Origin of the sequence: Pontixanthobacter aquaemixtae, assembly GCF_009827395.1 — a bacterium.
GTDB classification, from domain to species: domain Bacteria; phylum Pseudomonadota; class Alphaproteobacteria; order Sphingomonadales; family Sphingomonadaceae; genus Pontixanthobacter; species Pontixanthobacter aquaemixtae.
The window spans coordinates 601,877-620,892 of record NZ_WTYX01000001.1; the positions used below are offsets into that span (position 1 = coordinate 601,877).

A 19,016-nucleotide genomic window follows, 5' to 3' on the forward strand; every position below is an offset into this window, starting at 1 on the left:
TATGTTTCGGGCCGGTCTCTACCGGCGGAATCTGATATTGCAAGGCGTTTGCATTAAGGCTCAGGCTCCAGCGGCCCTCCAGCCATTAATAGTCATGCCCCGGATTGGTGCGCGCCAATTTGCGCATCAGGCCGGGCCAGACCAGATTGTCGCCCATACCCTTGGTGAAGGCGGGCAGGCCCTGCTGGTAAACGCGGTGGCCCATTTCTTCGCTTTCCTCATGCAGTTTGTCGGCGCTGCCAACCGATTGCGCGAGGATCTGCGTTTTGCAGGCGTTTTCGAGGAAATACATGCGCAGGAATGCGATGGCGCAGTTTTCGCCGACCGTCAGCGTGCCGTGATTGCGCAGGATCAGCAGGCTCTTGTCACCCATATCGGCGATCAGCCGCTCGCGCTCGTCCAGATCCAGCGCGATACCTTCATAATCGTGATAGGCGACATCATCATGCACCTGCATCGAGAATTGGGTGTAACGGCGCAGCCCCTCTTTCTGGACCGATACGGCAATACCGTATGGCGTGTGCACGTGAATCACGCAGCCGGCGTCTTCGCGCGCGCTATGCACCGCGCTGTGGATCGTAAATCCGGCGGGGTTTGTCATATAGGGCGTGTCTTGCTTGATATTCCCGTCGAGATCGATCTTGACCAGCGATGACGCGGTCATTTCGTCGAACATCACACCATAGGGATTGATCAGAAAGCGCTCTTCGCCGTCTTCGTCGGGCAGGCGGGCGGAGATATGGGTGAACACCAGATCGGTCCATGCGTGCATTGCGCACAGGCGATAGGTCGCGGCCAGATCGCAGCGGATCGCCCATTCGATATCGGAGACTTTGCCTTTCAGCGGCTCGACACTGCTGGGGTCGGGAATGTTGAAGCCGGGTTGGGCATGCAGCGCGGTTCCGGCGTCTTTGGTGACAGCATCCATGGGTGTTTCTCCTCTTTCGCGCGATGGCGCGATTCATTGGTTCTGATTCTTTTCGGCAACCATCATGCCAGATTTGGCGGCGAATGGAACTGCGTGCGGGTATTTTGGCAGGGCGGGCAGAATGCGCCCTGGCGGATTGGCCGTTGACTCTTCCGGCCCATGCTTCCTAATAAGAACATAAGCAGAACAAACTTACGGATGTGCGAGTCTTGGAGCCCGATGTTTCGCCAGTATCAAATGACAATTCCCCGGTGGATGATCGGCGAGCGGATTCGACTCCGCTGGCGGCGAAACCGCAGCTGGTCGAATTGTTTTCCGACTTTCGCGATGCCGGGGTGGCAGGCTTTGCTCTGGCGCAGGTTCCGCGCGGCGGGCGTATCCTGTGGGTGCAGGAACGGATGGCCGCGCTCGAAACGGGTAGGCCGTTCGGGCAGGGTTTCGGGCGTTTCGGCGGCGATCCGGAGCAATTGGTGCTCGCCTGTTCGCGCAATACGGGTGACCTCTTGTGGACGATGGAGGAAGGGCTGAGATGCACCTCTATTGCGGCCATTATCGGGGAAGTGTGGGGCGATCCCAAAGCGCTCGACTTTACCGCGACAAAGCGGCTGGCGATGCGCGCCGAGCGGCAGGGCGTGCATGTCTTCCTGATCCGTTTTCAGGGGCATCCCAACCTTTCCGCCGCACGGCAGCGATGGAATATCAGCTCGCTCCCTTCCGCGCCGCATCCCTACGATGGCAAAGCCCCCGGCATACCGCGCTGGCGGGCAGAGCTGTTCCGCGCACGCGGCGCGAAGCCGGGCATCTGGCAGGCCGAATATGACCGCGCGGCGCATCGTCTCGATCTGGTTCCCCTACTTTCCCATCCAGCGATGGCGGAGGAGGCAGCTCCGCAAGTACAAACAGGCTGAGCCTGCTGACCAGACACCGATGGTGCTGGCGCGCGAGGCGACGCATGGGCGCGTGGTCCATGATTGCAACGCCGCGGCTGTGGCAGCGGGCATCAGCAGAGGCAGCCGGATCACCGATATGCGCGCGATCCTGCCCGATCTGCGCGTGGAAGATGCCGCATGCGCCGCCGATGCGGCGGACCTTGCGATGCTGTCTTTCTGGGTGCGCCGTTGGTGCCCCTGGGCGCAAAGCGACGGCGCGGACGGTCTCTTGCTCGATTGTACCGGATCGGATCATCTGCATGGCGGCGAGGAAGCGATGCTGCGCGAGATGACGCGCGCCTTTGCGGCGATGGGGCTGACCGCAAGGCTGGCGATTGCCCCGACAATCGGCACCGCGTGGGCGCTGGCGCGGCATGGCGGGCACAAGCGCTTTATCTGCGAAGAAGCGGATGCGGCGCGTCATCTGGCACCTTTGCCGGTTCCCGCGCTGCGGCTTGACGGGGCAACGGTGCTGCTTCTCAAACGGTTGGGGCTGAAGAGCATCGGTGCGCTGATGGATGTTCCGCGAGAGGCGCTGATCCGCCGTTTCCGCCGTATCGAGGCGCCTTCTGCCAATCCGGTGCTGCGGCTCGATCAGGCTCTCGGGCGGCACAAGGAATTGCTCGTTTCCGAAGACATCGCTCCGCCGCTGCGCGCGCTGCGCAAACTGGCCGAACCGATCGGGCATCTCGATGGCCTGTCGCAGATATTGCGCGATCTGGCGGTTGATCTCTGCGCGTTGCTGGAGCGTGAGGGGCGCGGTGCGCGGGGGCTGGTTTTCACAGCCTACCGTGTCGATGGCGGGGTTTTGCAATGCGATGTGCGCACGGGCCGCGCCAATCGCGATCCGGCGCATCTGACCGCTCTGTTCGACGGGAAGCTTGACCGGTTTGATCCCGGTTTCGGGATCGAAGCCGCCGCGCTTGAGGCCGTCGACAGCGAAGTTTTGGCTGCGGCGCAGGACGACCTGACGGGTAAGACGCGCGATGATATGGCCTTTACGGGCCTGATCGACCGGCTGGTCGCGCGGCTGGGCATCGGCGCGGTGCTGAAGCCCGTGCGGCAAGGCAGCCATATCCCCGAACGCGGCGAATTATGGGCGCCGGCCGCTATCGAAAATGCGGGCAGCCTCTCTGCGGTGCAGCGCCGCACCACAACGCCGCTGCGGATGCTGCAGCGCCCCGAAGAAGCCGAAGTCATTCACGCGGTACCCGATGGCCCGCCCGCGCGTTTTCGCTGGCGCTACAAACTTCACGATGTCGCACGGAGCCAGGGACCGGAGCGGATCGCGCCCGAATGGTGGCGCGAAAATTCGCGCGCGCGGCTGCGCGATTATTACCATGTCGAAGACAGCGAAGGCCGCCGTTTCTGGCTTTACCGGGAAGGGCTGATGGATGACGGGAGAGGGGGCAACCCGCAATGGTTCGTCCACGGGCTTGATGCCTGATCCCTCGCTGACGCCTGACAGACCGACGATCATTGATGACGGGACTCGCCGCCGCCATCCGCCATCACCCTATGTCGAACTGGGGCTGGCCAGCTGTTATTCGTTTCTGCGCGGAGTGTCGGACGCGGTCGATTATGCGCAGAGCGCCTATGCGTTCGGCTATGATGCGTTGGGCATTGCTGACCGTAACAGCATGGCGGGGGTGGTGCGCCATTGGAGCGAGCTGCGCAATGTGCATCAACGCCCACTGACAGGGTGCCGTCTGGTCACGCTGGCAACCGGCGATCAACCGTCGCGCGAATTTCTGGCCTATCCCAAAACACGCGGTGCCTATGGCCGCCTCACGGCGATGCTGTCTGCGGCCAAAATGCGCACTGTCGACGGGGAGTGGCAGGCAAAGGGCGAATGTGACCTGACGCTGGAAATGATTGCGGACCATCTGGGCGGTTTTGATTCAGGAGTGGTACTGATCGCGCTGCCGCCGGCTAATCTGGATGCATTTGCTGCCGATTTGCCAGAGCTTGTGCGGATGTTGCCGAAAATGTCGCATCTCGCGGCAAGCTGGCTCTATCGCGGGGAAGAACGCGCACGGATCAACCGGCTCGATCTGCTGGCACGCCAACATGGTCTCAAGCTCGTTGCGACCAATGATGTGCTTTACCACGCGCCCGAGGCACGCCCCTTGGCCGATGTTATGGCCTGTATCCGCGAGGGGTGTCTGGTGCACGAAGCGGGCGCGCTGCTCGAACAGAATGCCGAGCGGCATTTGAAAACGCCCGGGGAGATGATCCGCCTGTTCGGTGACTGGCCGCATGCGATTTCCGAAACGCGCGCCATTGCCGACAGTATCGACTTTGATCTTGAAGAGCTGCGCTATGAATATCCGCGCGAAACGGTGCCCGAGGGAAAGTCCCCGCAAGCCTATCTGACGACGCTGGCTTGGGAAGGCGCGGACAGGCGTTATCCGGATGGCGTGCCGGAGAAAGTCTCCCGGCTTATCGAGCGCGAGCTTGAACTGATCGAGAAGCTCGACATTGCGCGCTATTTCCTGACCATCAAGGACATTGTCGATTATGCGCGCGGCGTCGATCCGCCGATCCTGTGCCAGGGGCGCGGTTCTGCGGCAAACAGCGTGGTGTGCTATTGCCTCGGCATTACCGCGGTCGATCCGGTGCAGGTCGAATTGCTGTTTGAACGTTTCATTTCCGAAGAACGCAAGGAACCGCCCGATATCGACGTCGATTTCGAGCATGAACGGCGCGAAGAGGTGATCCAGCATATTTACGAGAAATACGGCCGCGAAAGAGCGGGGCTGTGCGCCACTGTGGTCCATTATCGCCCGCGTTCGGCGATCCGCGAAGTGGGCAAGGTGATGGGATTGTCCGAAGATGTGACCAGCGCCATGGCCAAAACCGTCTGGGGCAGTTGGGGCTCCGAAGTGGATGAGGCGCGCGTGCAGGAACAAGCAGGCCTCGATCTCGCCGATCCGCATCTGCGCCGCACGATTGCATTGGCCGACCAGCTTATCGGAAAGCCGCGCCACTTGTCGCAGCATGTGGGCGGTTTCATTCTGACAGAGCGGCCGCTGACCGAAACTGTGCCGATCGGCAATGGCGCGATGGCGGACCGCAGCTTCATCGAATGGGACAAGGACGACATAGACGCGCTGGGCATTCTCAAAGTCGATGTGCTGGCGCTGGGCATGCTCACCTGCATCCGCAAATGCTTCGATCTGATAGAGGCGCATTGCGGCGAAAAGCACACGCTGGCGAGCGTGGAGCAGGAAGATCCCGCGGTCTACGCTATGCTGCAGAAGGGAGATTCTCTGGGCGTTTTCCAGGTCGAAAGCCGCGCGCAGATGAACATGCTCCCGCGGCTGAAGCCCAGGACATTTTATGATCTGGTCATCCAGGTTGCGATTGTGCGCCCGGGGCCGATCCAGGGGGATATGGTTCACCCCTATCTCAAACGGCGCAAGGGCAGGGAAGTGGCGGTCTATCCTTCGCCCGGCGCAGAGCATGGCCACCCCGATGAATTGAAGGACATCCTGATACGCACATTGGGCGTCCCGATCTTTCAGGAACAGGCGATGAAAATCGCCATGGTTGCGGCAAAATTCTCTCCGGTGGAGGCCAATCAGCTGCGCAAGGCGATGGCCACTTTCCGGTCGCGCGGAATGGTCTCGGCGCATAAGGAAAAGATGGTCGGGCGGATGATCCAGCGCGGCTATGATCCCGAATTTGCCGCGCGCTGTTTCAGCCAGATCGAAGGGTTTGGCGAATACGGCTTTCCCGAAAGCCACGCGGCCAGCTTTGCGCATCTTGTCTATGTTTCGAGCTGGATCAAACATTACCATCCGGCGGTGTTTGCCGCCGGTCTGCTCAATTCGCAGCCGATGGGGTTCTACGCCCCTGCGCAAATCGTCCGCGATGCGCGCGAGCACGGCGTTACGGTGCTGGCCCCCGATGTGAATTTCAGCGATTGGGATAGCACCGTCGAATGGCAGACCATCGACGGCAAACGGCAATTGATAGTGCGTTTGGGGCTGCGGCAAATCGATGGTCTGGCAAAGCTGGACGGGGCCAAGCTGCTTGATGCGCGCGGCGAACCCTATGGCGATGTCGAGGAATTGCGCACGCGCGCGAAGCTGGGCATGCGCCCGATCCAGTTACTGGCCGCGGCTGATGCTTTCCGTTCGATAGGCAAGGATCGCCGCGCGGCGCTGTGGGATTCGCGCGCGCTCAAAAATGCACCCGATCTGCCGCTTTTCACCTTTGCCGACACAAGAGACGAAGGGGCGGATATTCCCACTCTGCTGCCCGCCATGCCGCTCAGCGAGCATGTGGTTGCCGATTATCAAACAACGCGCCTCTCGCTCAAAGGCCATCCGCTATCGTTTCTGCGCAAGGATTACAGGCAGCGCGGCTTCACCCGGGCGATTGACCTTCGCCGCTGCAAGTTCGGGCAGCGTGTGTCTGTTTCGGGCGTTGTCCTGATCCGCCAGCGGCCCGGCAGCGCCAAAGGGGTGGTGTTTATCACGCTGGAAGATGAAACCGGGGTGATCAATCTGGTGGTATGGCCCGATGCGATGGAGGCCAATCGCAAAGTGATTATGGGCGCGCGGCTGATGTCGGTGACAGGAACAGTGCAAATGGATGAAGACGTGATCCATGTCGTCGCAAAACAGATGTCCGACGATACTGCGCGTCTATCCGATCTGTCCGATGATCTGCTCAAACCCGATGTGGCGCGGGCGGACCATGTGGTGAACCCGCTGCCATCCAACACCGGCCGCCACCCGCGCAATGTGCAGGTGATCCCGAAGTCACGGGATTTCCATTAGCGGGCGGAATGTATTGGACATTTGAAATATGATGGTCGGGGAGACAGGATTTGAACCTGCGACCCCCTGTACCCAAAACAGGTGCGCTACCAGGCTGCGCCACTCCCCGACGATCATATTTGCCGCCATCCGGCAAAGGACTTTGGCCGCGTTGGCATCCGGTGGGCCCGGAGGGACTCGAACCCCCGACCTAGCCGTTATGAGCGGCCAGCTCTAACCAACTGAGCTACAGGCCCTTAGGGATGCCCAAAGCAATACTGACTCGCGATTGCGAGACAGCGGCAAGCGCCTAGCTGCGGTGAGGGCGTGTTGCAAGCGGCAGTTTGCAGCAAATGCGAATTTTTATCCGATTTCGACCGATTGCATGATCTCTTTCACGCTTGTCGGCCGCACTCCGCGCATGTCGAGATAGGTATATATCCGCCGCCACCAATCATACAGATCGTCCAGATCATCCTCTGTATGCACGTAAGGCGTGTAGCCGGGGGCGAGAGACGGGCTGTGGAATGATAGCACCAGCAGGGGCAATTTGTCATCCACCGCAATATCGATCCCGCGCAGCGCCTCTTCGGCAGAAACGCCTTCGGGTGTCAGCGAAATCCGCTCCAGCATGCCCAGCTTGGATGCCAGGCCCAGCAATTTGGGAATGCGCGCAAATGCCGGGTACAGCATGCGCCCCTGCTTGCGCAGCATGCCCCAGTAAACGGTGGTCAGCGGCAGTTCGAGCAGCCTGCGTTCGGCGTCGATCCAATAGGGCTCAAGCGGATGCTTGCTGTAATCGGGCCCGCCGCCGGTGCTGTAATCGAAATTTGCGCGCACCGAACTGTCGATAGCCATGCCCGCCTGCTTCAGAATCCGGCTGGTCGATGGGCCCAGACCATAGCGCCCCGCACGGTATATCTGCGGGGCCACGCCGAAATTTTTCTCTATCTCGTCGCGCAGATTGAGGAACTTTTTCTCCTCCAGATCGGACGGCAGATTTCCTGCAAAGCTGTTATGCGTGTTGACCGTTTCTTCAAACGGAGGGTTCACCCAAGGGTGCAGTTGAACCCCCACTTCGGCTTTCCCCTGCGCCAGCGGTTCGCGCAATATCTCCATTGCCAATGGCGAGGTGGCGATGGGCCAGTCGATCAAATAGACCGGACTAACGCCGATCCCTTCGCAGAATTCCTGAAATTTGCGCAATCTGGGAACATGGTCGAGCCCGTGATTGCTGGCACTGAACGGGCCGGTCCAATCGAATTCTTCCTCGGTATCGACAGTGAGCAGGGATCGCTGACCAAAGCTTGGCGAAAATTGCGCTGCCGAACGCGCTGGCGGCGGTTCGATCATCGACCGTTCCAAGTGATTCCGCTCCCCTGCTGTGCACGCGGCGGTCTGTGTCGTTAGGCCGCGCTTCCTGATTTGGACTGGCTAGGTTCGGCCTCCGCCCCGGTCAATAGCGGCAGTGTCAGCAGCAACCAATCATCCACACGTGTCAGGTCGCCGCCTGCCGCGCGCGCCTCTGCCCGGGCCAGCCTAAGCGTGAATCCCGCGCCGAACATTCCCGCGCTGATTACGCTGGCAGACGGTTTGGCAGAAGCTGCAAACAAATCCGCTTCGGCGGCGAGCGAGGCAGGCAATTCGCTACACAGCCGCAGCGCCCCGCCATGCGGGGCAAGTTCGATAGTTATCTGTTCGCCCGCACCCGTTGCCCCGGCCAGACTGGCCAAGATACGCCAAGCCACCGCTTCTGCATCGGATTGCGCCAAGGCCACCTTGGCATCGCCATCAACGCCCAGCGTGAATGATGCGGTGCGCGGGGCGAGGACATTCTGCAATTGTCCGACCTGCTGTTCTACAATCGCGGCGAAATCGCATTGCCCGGGGTCGATATCGAGTGTGCCGGTTTCCAGCTTTGCCAGCCGGTCGAGTTCATCGAACCCGGCCAGCATCCGCGCGCTATCGCCTGCAATACCCGCGGCAAGCGCGCGATATTCATGCGGGGTCGGCCCGAAAAGTTGTTGCTGGATAACTTCGGAAAATCCCTGAATGGCGTTTACCGGCGTTCGCAGCTCATGCAGCAATTGCCGCAGGCGATCGGCTTCCTCGTTGCCGTTTTGCCGCGCTTCATCCTCGACGGCCCGCGGATTTCTGCGCAGCATGCCCGCATAGCCATAAAATCGCCCGTCGGGACGGGTGAATCGCGGCTGCGCGTCGATGATCCATTCGCCCGCAATCAACGGCCCGCCTTGGAGCGCGATTCTGGCAGTGCTGATCGGCTGGCGGAAACGCAAAGAGGTGCCGACAACGCTGCGATCGAGCATGGTACCGACCACCATCGGGGCAACCGCCCGGTCGGACCAGTTGATCCGGCCCTGTGCATCGGTGGTGAAAGCAAATCCGGTCAGCTCTGCCGGTGCTGCATCCGCGCTTTCACCCAGAGGGAGGCGCGGCGCGTCGGGCGATTCGCGCGGATCGCTGCGCGCTTTCTGGAAAGCCTCGATCCGCTTGACCAGCGCGCCGATGGCGGTGTCTTCGTCTCCGGCAGCTGGCTCGGGATCCAGACCATCATTGGCCGGCTCGGGAAGCCGCTTTTCGGTCTTCTCCGGGGCTGGGGGCGTGTCCGGCGTCGTGGTTTGACCCGATCCGTTGACGTTGGGGCGGGGCTCGGACTGGTCCGGTTCGGGAAGGCCGCGGTCCTGAATGCCCAGCCGGTCGAGCAAATCGACCGTTCCCCTGGGCAAGTTGCGTCGTAGCCGCAGGAAACCTCTGGCGCGAACGGGCAATCGCGGGATCAGCGCGGCCCAGTCATCCTCGCTCAGATCGGCGCGTGCCAAAGCAGCTGCGGCGACATCGGGCTCGTCCTCGGCCAGATGCGCGGCCAGCTCTGCGCTGCGGAACCGCAATGCGGGATCCTGGATCATCGCCACGCGATCGGCTTTGGGAATCGCTTCTCCCAGCGCGCCCAGGCGCAGCCATGCCGCCGCCAGCAGGCTTTCATCGCGTTCCCCTTCGCGCGGACGCGGCTTGCTGCCGAGCAGGTCGAGCAATTGCCGGAATTGGGTGCGCGCCGCACGGTCGCCCGCTGCGCGGTGGCGCAACACAGTGGAAAGGCGATCGTCAAAATGCATAGCGTTGGTTCAGTTCTCCGGCGGCGCAGGCGTGCGCGTGTGGGGCCGCAGAAACACTGTCAGCCAGCTTCGGGTCTAGACGATTCAATTCGCCAAGAAACAGGCGTGCGGGCGAACGTTGCAAAGCGGGACAATTGCTGTCAGAAACAATAATGTTAGTCGCGCACGCACTGCAACGCGGTATTCGTTACTTGTCCGCGCATATTTGCAAGTGTGAAGAACAATAGGGGCATCATTAATGGCCAATCTCGACGAAATTGACCGGCGCTTGCTTGCAGAATTGCAGAATGAAGGGCGGGTGACCAACGTGGATTTGGCGCAGCGAGTCGGTTTGACCGCACCCCCATGTCTGCGCCGCGTCCGCGCCTTGGAGGAAGAAGGCGTCATTCGCGGTTATCATGCAGAGCTTGACGCATCACGGCTCGGCTTCGCTATCACCGTTTTTGCGATGGTCAGCCTGAAAAGCCAGGCCGAAAGCGCGCTGCGCGAATTTGAAGATCATATGAATGACCTCCCCGAAGTGCGCGAGGTGCATATGCTCAATGGCGAGATTGATTTTATCCTGAAAATCGTAAGCAAGGATTTGCAGAGTTTTCAGGAATTCCTGACCAGCAAACTCACCCCCGCACCCAATGTGGACAGCGTGAAGACTTCGCTGACAATCCGGACGGCGAAGCACGAGCCGGGTGTGCCGTTGGAGTGAGCGGCCTAAGCGCTACTTCCGTATTCTTTGCGATTGTGCTCGCAGCAATCGCTCACCCTGTTTCCGCTTGCTCAATCGCACCGCCACCACCGCCGCCTCCACAATTGGAGTCAGAATCTGACGCAGAATATGCGGCGCGAGCGGAAGAATTTCGTCGCGATCAGGTGGCCGAGGAGCAAGCCCAGTATTTTGAGTTCCGTATCAACCGCGAGGATCGACTTTGGGCGACTTCAGAGCGTGTGTTCATTGCGCGGATGGTCAACACGAATAAGGATAAAGTCAGGGCTCGCGGGAGTTTTAAGATAACCGTGACGCTGCAGCCAACGCAGTGGCTTAAAGGTGAGGGGCCGAACACTCGATTCAAGCTGAAGCCTATCGACTACAATAGCTGTAACTATCCTGGGAACGGAGCCGCAATTCGTGGCGATATTGGCGAGTTGTTTCTCATCTTTGCCGACCCCGGCAGACTCGGCACACGGAGGGTGAAATACACCTTGCGACTAGAGGACGTTGTCAGTGACCAGAGCAAATCTGCGCTTGGGAAGCCGGACTAAAAATTTTTCTATAGAGCGTAGCCGCTCAACCCTCCCGCTTCGCCAGCCACTCTTCCAGCCATTTGATGCTGTAATCGCCGTTTAGGATATCGTCCTGCCGGATCAGTTCCTGATGCAGCGGGACCGAGTGTTTGACGCCTTCGATCACCATTTCTTCCAGCGCGCGGCGCAGGCGCATTATGCAGCCTTCGCGGTTGCGGCCATAGACGATCAGCTTGGCGATCATGCTGTCATAATGCGGCGGGATTTTATAGCCGGCATAGAGCCCGCTATCGACGCGGACATGCATGCCGCCCGCCGCGTGGTAGGATGTGACTTCGCCGGGTGAGGGCGCGAAAGTGAAGGGATCCTCCGCATTGATGCGGCATTCGATGGCGTGGCCGTTGAACTCGATCTCTTCCTGCTTGACCGACAGAGGCTTGCCATCGGCGATGCGGATCTGCTCGCGCACCAGATCGACGCCGGTGATCATTTCGGTCACCGGATGTTCAACCTGCAGGCGCGTATTCATCTCGATGAAGTAGAATTCGCCATCTTCCCACAGGAATTCGATCGTACCTGCGCCGCGATAGCCCATATCGGCCATCGCATTGGCGCAAATCTCACCCATACGGTTACGTTCTTTGTCTGAAAGAACCGGAGAGGGCGCCTCTTCGAAGACTTTCTGGTGGCGGCGCTGCAGCGAGCAATCGCGCTCTCCCAGATGGATAGCGTTGCCCTTGCCATCGCCGAACACCTGGAATTCGATATGGCGCGGATCGCCCAGATATTTCTCGAGATAGACGGTGGCGTCGCCGAATGCTGCTTTCGCTTCGTTGCCGGCGGCCTGCATCAGCGGTTCAAGCTGGTCCTCGCTTTCGCAAACTTTCATCCCGCGTCCGCCGCCGCCTGATGCGGCTTTGATGATTACCGGATAGCCTATGTCCTTGGCGATTTTCTTCGCTTCGTCGACATCGCTGATCGCGCCATCCGACCCGGGAACCAAGGGCAGGCCGAGTTCGCCCGCGGTACGCTTTGCCTCGACCTTGTCGCCCATCGTGCCGATATGTTCGGGCTTGGGGCCGATCCACGCGATATCGTGAGCCTCGACGATTTCGGCGAATTGCTGGTTCTCCGAAAGAAAACCGTAACCGGGATGCACCGCGTCGCATTGTGCGATTTCGGCTGCGGAAATAATCGCGGCGGTGTTGAGATAGCTGTCAGTCGCGGATGGCGGGCCAATACAGACCGCATGATCGGCAAGGCGCACATGCATCGCATCGGCATCCGCAGTCGAATGGACCGCCACCGTTTCAATACCCATTTCGTGCGCTGCGCGATGGATCCGCAGCGCGATTTCGCCGCGATTGGCAATCAGAATCCGGGAAATACCCATTAGCCGATTACTACCAATGGCTGGTCAAATTCGACCGGCTGGGCGTTTTCGACCAAAATGGCCTTGATGGTACCGGCTTTGTCTGCGGCGATCGGGTTCATCACTTTCATCGCTTCCACGATCAGCAATGTGTCGCCCTGGCTGACGGTGTCGCCAACTTTCACAAATGGTGCAGCGCCCGGTTCGGCGGAAAGATAGACCGTGCCGACCATCGGCGATTTCATCGCATCCGCCGTGTCTTCGGCTGGCGCGGCCTGTTCGGCAGCAGGGGCGGGAGCAGCAGCCGGCGCTGCAGGTGCCGGAGCGGCTGCAAAAGGCGCGGGTGCAACTGCCGCCACAACCCCGCCGCCGCGCGATACGCGGACTTTGCGTTCGCCGTCTTCCACTTCGATTTCGGTAAGCCCGGTTTCACCGAGCATTTCCGCCAGTTCGCGAACCAGCTTGGTATCCACAATCATGCCGGTCTTTTTCCCGGCAGTGCCCTTAGTCGCGGCCATATATGCCTCATATTGGAGTGATGCAGTATTGATTTATGCCTCTCGCCTATTCGCCATAATGCGTGAGGGCAAGCGTTGATTGCGCGCAAAATGGCCCGTGCTAAAGCCCCACCGCAGCGTCCAGCGCAACAACATATCCTTTTGCTCCAAGGCCTTGCACGGTCTTTTTCGCAGCCATTGCGACATAGGAGTGATGGCGAAATTCCTCGCGCTTGCCGGGGTCGGATATATGCACTTCGACCACCGGCGTGGTGATTGATCGGATCGCATCGAGCAGCGCAATCGAGGTGTGCGTGTAAGCCCCGGCATTGAGCAAAACCGCTTTCGCGCCCTCTGCCTGCGCTTCATGCAGCCAATCGACCAGATGCCCTTCGTGGTTGCTTTGCCGCATATCGATAGTCAGGCCCAATTCGCGCCCGCGATCTTCCAGCATGCCTGCAATATCATCGAGCGTTTCGGAGCCGTAGATCTCTGGCTCGCGCAGGCCAAGCAGATTGAGGTTGGGGCCATTGAGGACGTAAACGGTGTTGCTCATTCCACGCGCAGTAGCGATTTCGCTTTGGCAACGAAACCCGGCTTTGCCGCTTTGGCTCAGATATTCGCCATTGACGCCATGGCCCTGCGTCCAGGCCCAAATCCGCCAGCACAGACAAAGGCCCGAAAATTTGCTACTTTGAGGTCGAGGGAGAGTTTCATGCATGCCGACCAAAAATTTTTCGCAGCCGCGCTGGGTGCGGTGATTGCCGCTTGCCCGGCAATTGTTCTGTCCCAACCAACCGCACCGCCCGATCAGCCAGAGTCGCCTGACAGGGCCGCACAACGCGCGGCCGAGCTCGATTTCGTCAGACAGGCCAGCAAGCAATGGCAAGAACAGCAACCTTACGGCAAACTGGGAAAGGGTGACCCTTCCTTTCGTGCCCGCCGGGATGCCTACGAGAATGTGTTCAAGAAATTACACGAGGAGCGGGATGCCTATCTGGCCGAATTTGCAAACACCCGCGACGAGAAGACGAAGATGCGGCTGATAAAGCAGGCTTATGAAATCGCCCATGGCCTCAACAATACAATCAAGCCCGATATGATCAAACCTGACGGGACGGTCGTTTTTGGGAGTAAGTACGACGACTGGGATCCGGCCAGTGAAGTGACAAGCGGGCTCAAGCTCCTGAATGAGGAAATGACGCGTGAACTGGACGAATTGTTCAAGCTGATCAATGCGAACAAGCAGGCCGAGACAAGAGAAGCGCTAGACCGTGTTCGTCGGACCATGGCCAAGCTGAAGAGCCTCGATGCCAAACAGGCATTCACGGAAAAATACCTGTTCGGGAACGCCATGTTTATTGGCGACACGCGTTTCTACGCAGAGCAAATCAAATCGGCGCGGGATCGGAACAACAAGCTGCTCGATCTCTATGAAGACTACGAAAAGGCTTACGACAGAAAATGGCCCACAGACCCCCAGCCTGAAGAAAAGAACAATGGCACTTCGGCGTCCACCACAGACATATCGAACAGCGCATATCCCGGTCAGGCTGAAAAGTTCGCTTGGCTGCTTGGGACATGGGATTCCTACAGTCCGTGGGGTGATCAGACGCGTCCGACGGGTGGAACTCTCGTCTTTACGATTGGCACTGGCGGGAAAGTAGAAGGCCGGATCGGCAAGCTGAACGAACGGCAAAAAGAGCTGGGCTATTCTTCCGGCATGCTGGTCTATCGCGGCTTTTACGATGTCAGAAGCTATGGGTCTGACGGGACCACGCGCTTTGAATCATTCGATGGAGAATTTCTGCAGATTCACAATGAAAGTAGCGAATGGCGAGCGGAATCGATCGGGGTTCGCCAGAATGGCATCCTCTACCAGTCGCCTCCGGCCTATTCGCATTTGGGCGGGCCCTTCCGGAAGGCCGAAATCACAATCTAGATGCTGTGCGAGGCGCCTGTTGCTGGTAGGCACCAACTGTAGTGCGCTTGCAATTTACACCATTTTACAAAATTTTAGAAAGAGGCGTTAATAATTCTCCTCCAATGGGGCCGAAATATAAATTGGCCAAGACGAATTGGCGCGGGGAGAATTGTTGGATTGATGCGCCTCAACCTACCACAATTGAGTCGAAGCGACAGCACCGTCGTGACTTTGGCTTACCAGCCCATCATCATCGGTTACTTTGTAATTGTTGCGGCATATTACATGGTGATGACGCCGCTGCACCTATCCGTGCGCAGCGGTTCGTCACTGTTGCTGCTTGCTTCATTGTCTTTGCTTACCGCCATTGCATCTATCGCAGCATGGAAACTGGCCAGCAAGAAGCTCTCGATCGTCCAGTTTGAACTCCTTGTTGGGTCGATCAACCTGCTGATTATAAGCAATATTCTGGCAGCTCTATACGTTGACTATGATCAATCGAAGCTGGTGTATTTCATCATTATCGTGATGGTCTTCGCGCTGGCCAGCGCGAGCACCCGGCAAGCACTGTTTTCCATACTCGTCGCGTTGGCTTGCCTCTCCGTCCAGGTGGCGGTTTCTGATCCATCGGCCACCAAGATCTATGCGTTTGTCGGCTTCGCTGCTTCAATCGGTTCGGTGGCCATTGCCTATTATCTGCGCCGGGCCATCTGGCTTGCGCTGGACGCCAGCAACGAAGCTGAGGCAGCGCGCGAATATGCCGAGGACCGACTCGCCAAGGCGGTAGAAATCAACGAGACCATGCGTCTGCAATCGATGACGGATGATCTTACAGGCTTGCCCAACCGCAGGGGATTCTTCGCCAAACTGGTCGAAGGCAAATTGCTGGCCAGCCAGTCAGAACCGGTGCAGTTGATGCTGCTCGATCTGGACGGGTTCAAGGCGGTGAATGACAGCTATGGGCACAATATGGGCGATGAGCTGCTCAGATGCGTTTCGCGGCGTCTTGAAGAACACTGCCTCGACGATGGCTATGTCAGCCGTATCGGAGGCGACGAATTCAGCATTCTCCATTTTGGCGGCGATGACAGCAAAAGCCTGAAGGATTGGTGCGAAGCACTGCTCTCGCTGATCGCAGAGACCTATCTGATCGAAGATCGGCTAATCCAGATCAGCGGTTCGATCGGTTGCTGCGAAGTGGTCGCCGACGAAACGGACAACGAGTTGCTACAGAAAGCCGATTTCGCGCTTATCCACGCCAAGAAGAGCGGCAAGAACCGGCACGTTATTTTTGATGGCGAACATGCCGAAAGGGCGGAGCGGCATTTTCGCATCGAACGCGCTTTGCGCACGGCCGATTTTGACAAAGAAATCGATATTGTTTTCCAACCTCAATTCGATCTGGTCAGGCAAACCTATGTCGGGGCAGAAGCGCTGGCGCGTTGGTCCAACCCGCTGGTTGGCGAGATCGGTCCGGGGCAATTTATCAAGATTGCAGAGGAAACCGGTCTGATAGCGAATATCACCACAACCGTTCTGAAAAAGACGATCGAGGCAAGGAGGAAAGTGGATGTTGGTTTTCCGGTTTCGGTAAATCTGTCCGCCTATGATCTGAATTCCAATCAGACGACCAACGAAATTCTCGACTGTCTTGATCAGGGAAATGTCGCGCCAGAACATATCGAATTTGAGATTACCGAGACGGCCATGATGGCCGATGCCGATCGGGCAACTGCCAATCTCAATCGATTGGTCGACCGGGGACATTCGATTGCGCTCGACGACTTTGGTACGGGCTACTCCAACTTCAACTATTTGCGGACACTGCCGATCCACAAGCTGAAGGTGGATCGATCCTTCCTGGAAAACCAGGCGGATCCCATGACAGAGCGGGTCCTGCGCTCGCTCGTTGGCATGGTCAGAACGCTAGATGTGCCCTGTCTGATCGAAGGAGTGGAAGACCAGCTCGATCTAGTCCTGGCCCAGCGCGCGGGGATCAATCTGGTACAGGGGTTCTTGTTCGGTCGCCCGATGAGTATCGAAGCTCTACAAGCTGAAATAGTGCGGATGGAATCGTTCGAATCCCGAGCGAAAAGCGCCTAGCCATACCTAGCGCGGCGAATGCGGACCGCTCGCCGGTGTCAGCTGCCTGTTACCGGTCAACGCCTTTCACTTTGCCCCATTGGCGGGCGGCGGTGTAGCCGAGATAGCCTGTGCCAAACAAAGCGTAGAGCGAGTCGGGAAGGCCGGAGAGATAGGCGTTCATTCCAGCGCCGATGTCTTTTGCTGCGGAAGGATTGAAAGCCGCGAGTACGCCCATGGGCAGCGCCCACAGCAGCAGCACATACATCACATAAAGAAAGCTGGGGCGGGCGCGGCTGGTCCACGGGTCCTGCGAATTGGCTTCGGCGACAATCGCGGAAAGGCGCGCTTCGATTGACTGCAATTCCTGCGTGCCTTCAAGCTTGAGCAATTCCAGCTTCGCCTTCGCGCGGGCTTCCTTGTCCGGAATGATCTTGTCAATGATCGAGGTGATCGGGCCGATAAGCGAGTCAAGAATTGGCATGGTGCGCTCCGTGCAAGGGTGAGTCGCAACATGGCTAACCAAATTGGTTCATGTAGGAAAATTAATTTGCCAGTTTAGCGAGGGGAGCGCCGATACAGCGGGCTTCACTGGCGGCGGAACCATGGCTCTGGCGTGCGATCAATTGCCAACGCGCCCGCGAAGGGTTGGCATAGCGCCAACGCCTGTTCCGGCGGACCTTCCTGCCAAGTCGTGTAATTATCGGGATCGAGCAGCACCGGCATCCTGCTATGGACCTGCGCGGCATCGCCTGCTGCCTCGGTCATGACCATCGAATAGCAATCGCCCCATTCATCGCTGGCGCGCCAGATGCCGGCAACGGCAAACAATTCGGTATCGGGCAGGCTCAGCCATGTGCGTGTCATGCTGCCTTTCTGCCCTTCGGCCTCGCACCATGCGGATAAGGGGATTAAGCAGCGGCGCTCGGTAAAGCTTTGCCGCCACATATAACTGTCCAGCTTGTCGGTCCGCGCATTGTTGACCGGTTTGGGTTTGAGCGGTTTGCCCGTTTTCTTGCTTTTCAGCGTAAGCGGGAAACCCCAGACCATTGTCTGCAACCGCCCCTCGGCAATGACCGCCCCGGGATAGCCAGGATAGACCTCGTCGCGCATATTGGCCCCGGGGCTGAAGTCGGCATTGAACAGCCGCGCTACTTCTGACGCCGAATTGCTCATTTTATAGAGGTTGCACATTGTGCCGGGGCCTTTCGCTATTCGGCGCTGGCGAGCAAAGCGCGCGCGAGTTCCAGATGCGGCCGGTCCAGCATCGCGCCGTTCAGACCCACCGTTCCGGCCCCCGGATTGGCATCAAATGCGGCAATAATGGCGCGCGCTTCGCTCAGTTCTTCCGCGCTGGGCGTGAACGCTTCGTTGATAATCGGGACTTGCGCCGGGTGGATGGCCAGCATGCCGCGATAACCCTGGCTGCGCACCATCAGCGCCCGTTCGCGCAATCCGTCGAGATCGCGGAAATCGGACTGGATGGTTTCGATCGGCGCCACGCTAGCCGCCGCTGCCCCTAGGAGACACAGGCTGCGCGCCAGTTCGAATGTCGGCATATAAGCGCCGTTGGGCTGGAACTGAATGCGGGCGCCAAGTGCAGAGGACAAATCCTCTGCGCCCCAGCTCATCGCCACCAGACGCGGAGCGCCCGCGTAATCGCCGGTGTGGAACATCGCCTTGGCCGTTTCGGTTACCAATGCGGCCACTTTGGTGGAACCGGCCGCGATGCCGTTTTTCGCCTCATGCTCGGTCAGCATTTGGTCGAGCGTTTCTACGTCTCCACGCCCTTCGGCTTTGGGAAGGAGCAATCCGCCCGGCCTTGCGGGCATGATCGCAGCGAGATCGGCTGCGGTTTCGCCGCCCGACAGCGGATTGACGCGAACCCACAAACGTTCGCGGTCTTCGCGGCTGGAGAGAAAACCGGCTACCAGCTCGCGCGCTGCCCCCTTGTTTTCGGGCATCACCGAATCTTCGAGATCGAGCAGCACGATATCGGCGTCGCCGTCTGCGGCCTTGCCCATTTTCTTTTCGCTATCGCCGGGAGCAAATAGCCAGGATCGGGCCTTGAACGGGGCAGGGGTGGGCATTGCGAAACTCTCCTATCCGCGCGGGATTAGGATGCACGCAGGCCGTTCGCAA

General features: G+C 59.1%; 16 protein-coding genes and 2 tRNA genes. 7 read left to right on the top strand and 11 right to left on the bottom strand.

Annotated elements, in window-relative coordinates:
• Nucleotides 1-85: 85 nt before the first annotated feature.
• Nucleotides 86-928: a class II aldolase/adducin family protein gene (locus GRI41_RS02965; protein WP_160603290.1), complete on the bottom strand. Its 843-nt coding sequence runs from the start codon at nucleotides 926-928 to the stop codon at nucleotides 86-88.
• Between the two features lie 251 nt (nucleotides 929-1,179).
• Here GRI41_RS02965 and GRI41_RS02970 point away from each other — a divergent pair, with 251 nt between their 5' ends.
• The 3 genes from GRI41_RS02970 to GRI41_RS02980 are packed head-to-tail and all read left to right on the top strand — an operon-like array spanning nucleotide 1,180 to nucleotide 6,647.
• Nucleotides 1,180-1,836, top strand: a complete 657-nt coding sequence (locus GRI41_RS02970; protein ID WP_160603292.1) for an ImuA family protein — start codon at nucleotides 1,180-1,182, stop codon at nucleotides 1,834-1,836.
• A complete protein-coding gene (locus GRI41_RS02975) occupies nucleotides 1,745-3,304 on the top strand; it encodes a Y-family DNA polymerase (protein WP_202388643.1) in 1,560 nt (519 codons plus the stop codon). Before GRI41_RS02970 ends, GRI41_RS02975 begins: the two co-directional genes overlap by 92 nt.
• Entirely contained in the window at nucleotides 3,297-6,647 is a 3,351-nt protein-coding gene (locus tag GRI41_RS02980; RefSeq protein WP_160603294.1) for an error-prone DNA polymerase, read from the top strand. Before GRI41_RS02975 ends, GRI41_RS02980 begins: the two co-directional genes overlap by 8 nt.
• Nucleotides 6,648-6,679: 32 nt before the next feature.
• Here GRI41_RS02980 and GRI41_RS02985 read toward each other — a convergent pair.
• The 4 genes from GRI41_RS02985 to GRI41_RS03000 form a co-directional block, all read right to left on the bottom strand.
• Nucleotides 6,680-6,756 (bottom strand) — tRNA-Pro (locus tag GRI41_RS02985).
• A 53-nt stretch (nucleotides 6,757-6,809) separates the two neighbouring features.
• Nucleotides 6,810-6,883 (bottom strand) — tRNA-Ile (locus GRI41_RS02990).
• 106 nt (nucleotides 6,884-6,989) lie between these two features.
• Nucleotides 6,990-7,979: a polysaccharide deacetylase family protein gene (locus GRI41_RS02995; protein ID WP_160603296.1), complete on the bottom strand. Its 990-nt coding sequence runs from the start codon at nucleotides 7,977-7,979 to the stop codon at nucleotides 6,990-6,992.
• A 53-nt stretch (nucleotides 7,980-8,032) separates the two neighbouring features.
• A complete protein-coding gene (locus GRI41_RS03000) occupies nucleotides 8,033-9,760 on the bottom strand; it encodes a sensor histidine kinase (protein WP_160603298.1) in 1,728 nt (575 codons plus the stop codon).
• 238 nt (nucleotides 9,761-9,998) lie between these two features.
• Between GRI41_RS03000 and GRI41_RS03005 the strand changes: the two genes are divergently transcribed.
• Nucleotides 9,999-10,463, top strand: a complete 465-nt coding sequence (locus tag GRI41_RS03005) for an Lrp/AsnC family transcriptional regulator (RefSeq protein WP_160603300.1) — start codon at nucleotides 9,999-10,001, stop codon at nucleotides 10,461-10,463.
• 104 nt (nucleotides 10,464-10,567) lie between these two features.
• The gene (locus GRI41_RS03010; RefSeq protein ID WP_160603302.1) at nucleotides 10,568-11,017 is read left to right on the top strand and encodes a hypothetical protein; all 450 of its coding nucleotides are present in this window, start codon (nucleotides 10,568-10,570) and stop codon (nucleotides 11,015-11,017) included.
• Between the two features lie 25 nt (nucleotides 11,018-11,042).
• On the opposite strand, the gene accC is transcribed toward GRI41_RS03010, so the two are convergent.
• The 3 genes from accC to aroQ form a co-directional block, all read right to left on the bottom strand.
• Entirely contained in the window at nucleotides 11,043-12,392 is a 1,350-nt protein-coding gene (gene accC / locus GRI41_RS03015; protein WP_160603304.1) for an acetyl-CoA carboxylase biotin carboxylase subunit, read from the bottom strand.
• Nucleotides 12,392-12,889 (bottom strand): acetyl-CoA carboxylase biotin carboxyl carrier protein, encoded by a 498-nt coding sequence (gene accB, locus GRI41_RS03020; protein WP_235901036.1) that lies wholly within the window; start codon nucleotides 12,887-12,889, stop codon nucleotides 12,392-12,394. The genes accC and accB overlap by 1 nt, the downstream gene beginning before the upstream one ends.
• A gap of 100 nt (nucleotides 12,890-12,989) precedes the next feature.
• The gene (gene aroQ / locus GRI41_RS03025; RefSeq protein WP_160603306.1) at nucleotides 12,990-13,424 is read right to left on the bottom strand and encodes a type II 3-dehydroquinate dehydratase; all 435 of its coding nucleotides are present in this window, start codon (nucleotides 13,422-13,424) and stop codon (nucleotides 12,990-12,992) included.
• A 159-nt stretch (nucleotides 13,425-13,583) separates the two neighbouring features.
• Between aroQ and GRI41_RS03030 the strand changes: the two genes are divergently transcribed.
• Complete coding sequence (locus GRI41_RS03030; RefSeq protein ID WP_160603308.1) at nucleotides 13,584-14,810, top strand: hypothetical protein; 1,227 nt, start codon at nucleotides 13,584-13,586, stop codon at nucleotides 14,808-14,810.
• A gap of 183 nt (nucleotides 14,811-14,993) precedes the next feature.
• Nucleotides 14,994-16,895 carry a putative bifunctional diguanylate cyclase/phosphodiesterase gene (locus GRI41_RS03035; protein ID WP_160603310.1) on the top strand — a complete coding sequence of 634 codons (1,902 nt, stop codon included), beginning with the start codon at nucleotides 14,994-14,996 and terminating at the stop codon, nucleotides 16,893-16,895.
• A 49-nt stretch (nucleotides 16,896-16,944) separates the two neighbouring features.
• Here the strand turns inward: GRI41_RS03035 and GRI41_RS03040 are convergent, their stop codons facing one another.
• From GRI41_RS03040 to GRI41_RS03050, 3 genes are all read right to left on the bottom strand, one after another.
• Nucleotides 16,945-17,358 carry a holin family protein gene (locus GRI41_RS03040; RefSeq protein ID WP_160603312.1) on the bottom strand — a complete coding sequence of 138 codons (414 nt, stop codon included), beginning with the start codon at nucleotides 17,356-17,358 and terminating at the stop codon, nucleotides 16,945-16,947.
• 104 nt (nucleotides 17,359-17,462) lie between these two features.
• The gene (locus GRI41_RS03045) at nucleotides 17,463-18,068 is read right to left on the bottom strand and encodes an SOS response-associated peptidase (RefSeq protein ID WP_160603313.1); all 606 of its coding nucleotides are present in this window, start codon (nucleotides 18,066-18,068) and stop codon (nucleotides 17,463-17,465) included.
• A 17-nt stretch (nucleotides 18,069-18,085) separates the two neighbouring features.
• Nucleotides 18,086-18,964: an HpcH/HpaI aldolase/citrate lyase family protein gene (locus tag GRI41_RS03050; protein ID WP_160603314.1), complete on the bottom strand. Its 879-nt coding sequence runs from the start codon at nucleotides 18,962-18,964 to the stop codon at nucleotides 18,086-18,088.
• Nucleotides 18,965-19,016: the final 52 nt, after the last annotated feature.

Coding starts and splice junctions, on each gene's coding strand:
- GRI41_RS02965 (WP_160603290.1), bottom strand. CDS start 928: ATGGATGCTGTCACCAAAGACGCCGGAACCGCGCTGCATGCCCAACCC.
- GRI41_RS02975 (WP_202388643.1), top strand. CDS start 1,745: ATGACCGCGCGGCGCATCGTCTCGATCTGGTTCCCCTACTTTCCCATC.
- GRI41_RS02980 (WP_160603294.1), top strand. CDS start 3,297: ATGCCTGATCCCTCGCTGACGCCTGACAGACCGACGATCATTGATGAC.
- GRI41_RS02995 (WP_160603296.1), bottom strand. CDS start 7,979: ATGATCGAACCGCCGCCAGCGCGTTCGGCAGCGCAATTTTCGCCAAGC.
- GRI41_RS03000 (WP_160603298.1), bottom strand. CDS start 9,760: ATGCATTTTGACGATCGCCTTTCCACTGTGTTGCGCCACCGCGCAGCG.
- GRI41_RS03005 (WP_160603300.1), top strand. CDS start 9,999: ATGGCCAATCTCGACGAAATTGACCGGCGCTTGCTTGCAGAATTGCAG.
- accC (WP_160603304.1), bottom strand. CDS start 12,392: ATGGGTATTTCCCGGATTCTGATTGCCAATCGCGGCGAAATCGCGCTG.
- accB (WP_235901036.1), bottom strand. CDS start 12,889: ATGGCCGCGACTAAGGGCACTGCCGGGAAAAAGACCGGCATGATTGTG.
- aroQ (WP_160603306.1), bottom strand. CDS start 13,424: ATGAGCAACACCGTTTACGTCCTCAATGGCCCCAACCTCAATCTGCTT.
- GRI41_RS03030 (WP_160603308.1), top strand. CDS start 13,584: ATGCATGCCGACCAAAAATTTTTCGCAGCCGCGCTGGGTGCGGTGATT.
- GRI41_RS03040 (WP_160603312.1), bottom strand. CDS start 17,358: ATGCCAATTCTTGACTCGCTTATCGGCCCGATCACCTCGATCATTGAC.
- GRI41_RS03045 (WP_160603313.1), bottom strand. CDS start 18,068: ATGTGCAACCTCTATAAAATGAGCAATTCGGCGTCAGAAGTAGCGCGG.
- GRI41_RS03050 (WP_160603314.1), bottom strand. CDS start 18,964: ATGCCCACCCCTGCCCCGTTCAAGGCCCGATCCTGGCTATTTGCTCCC.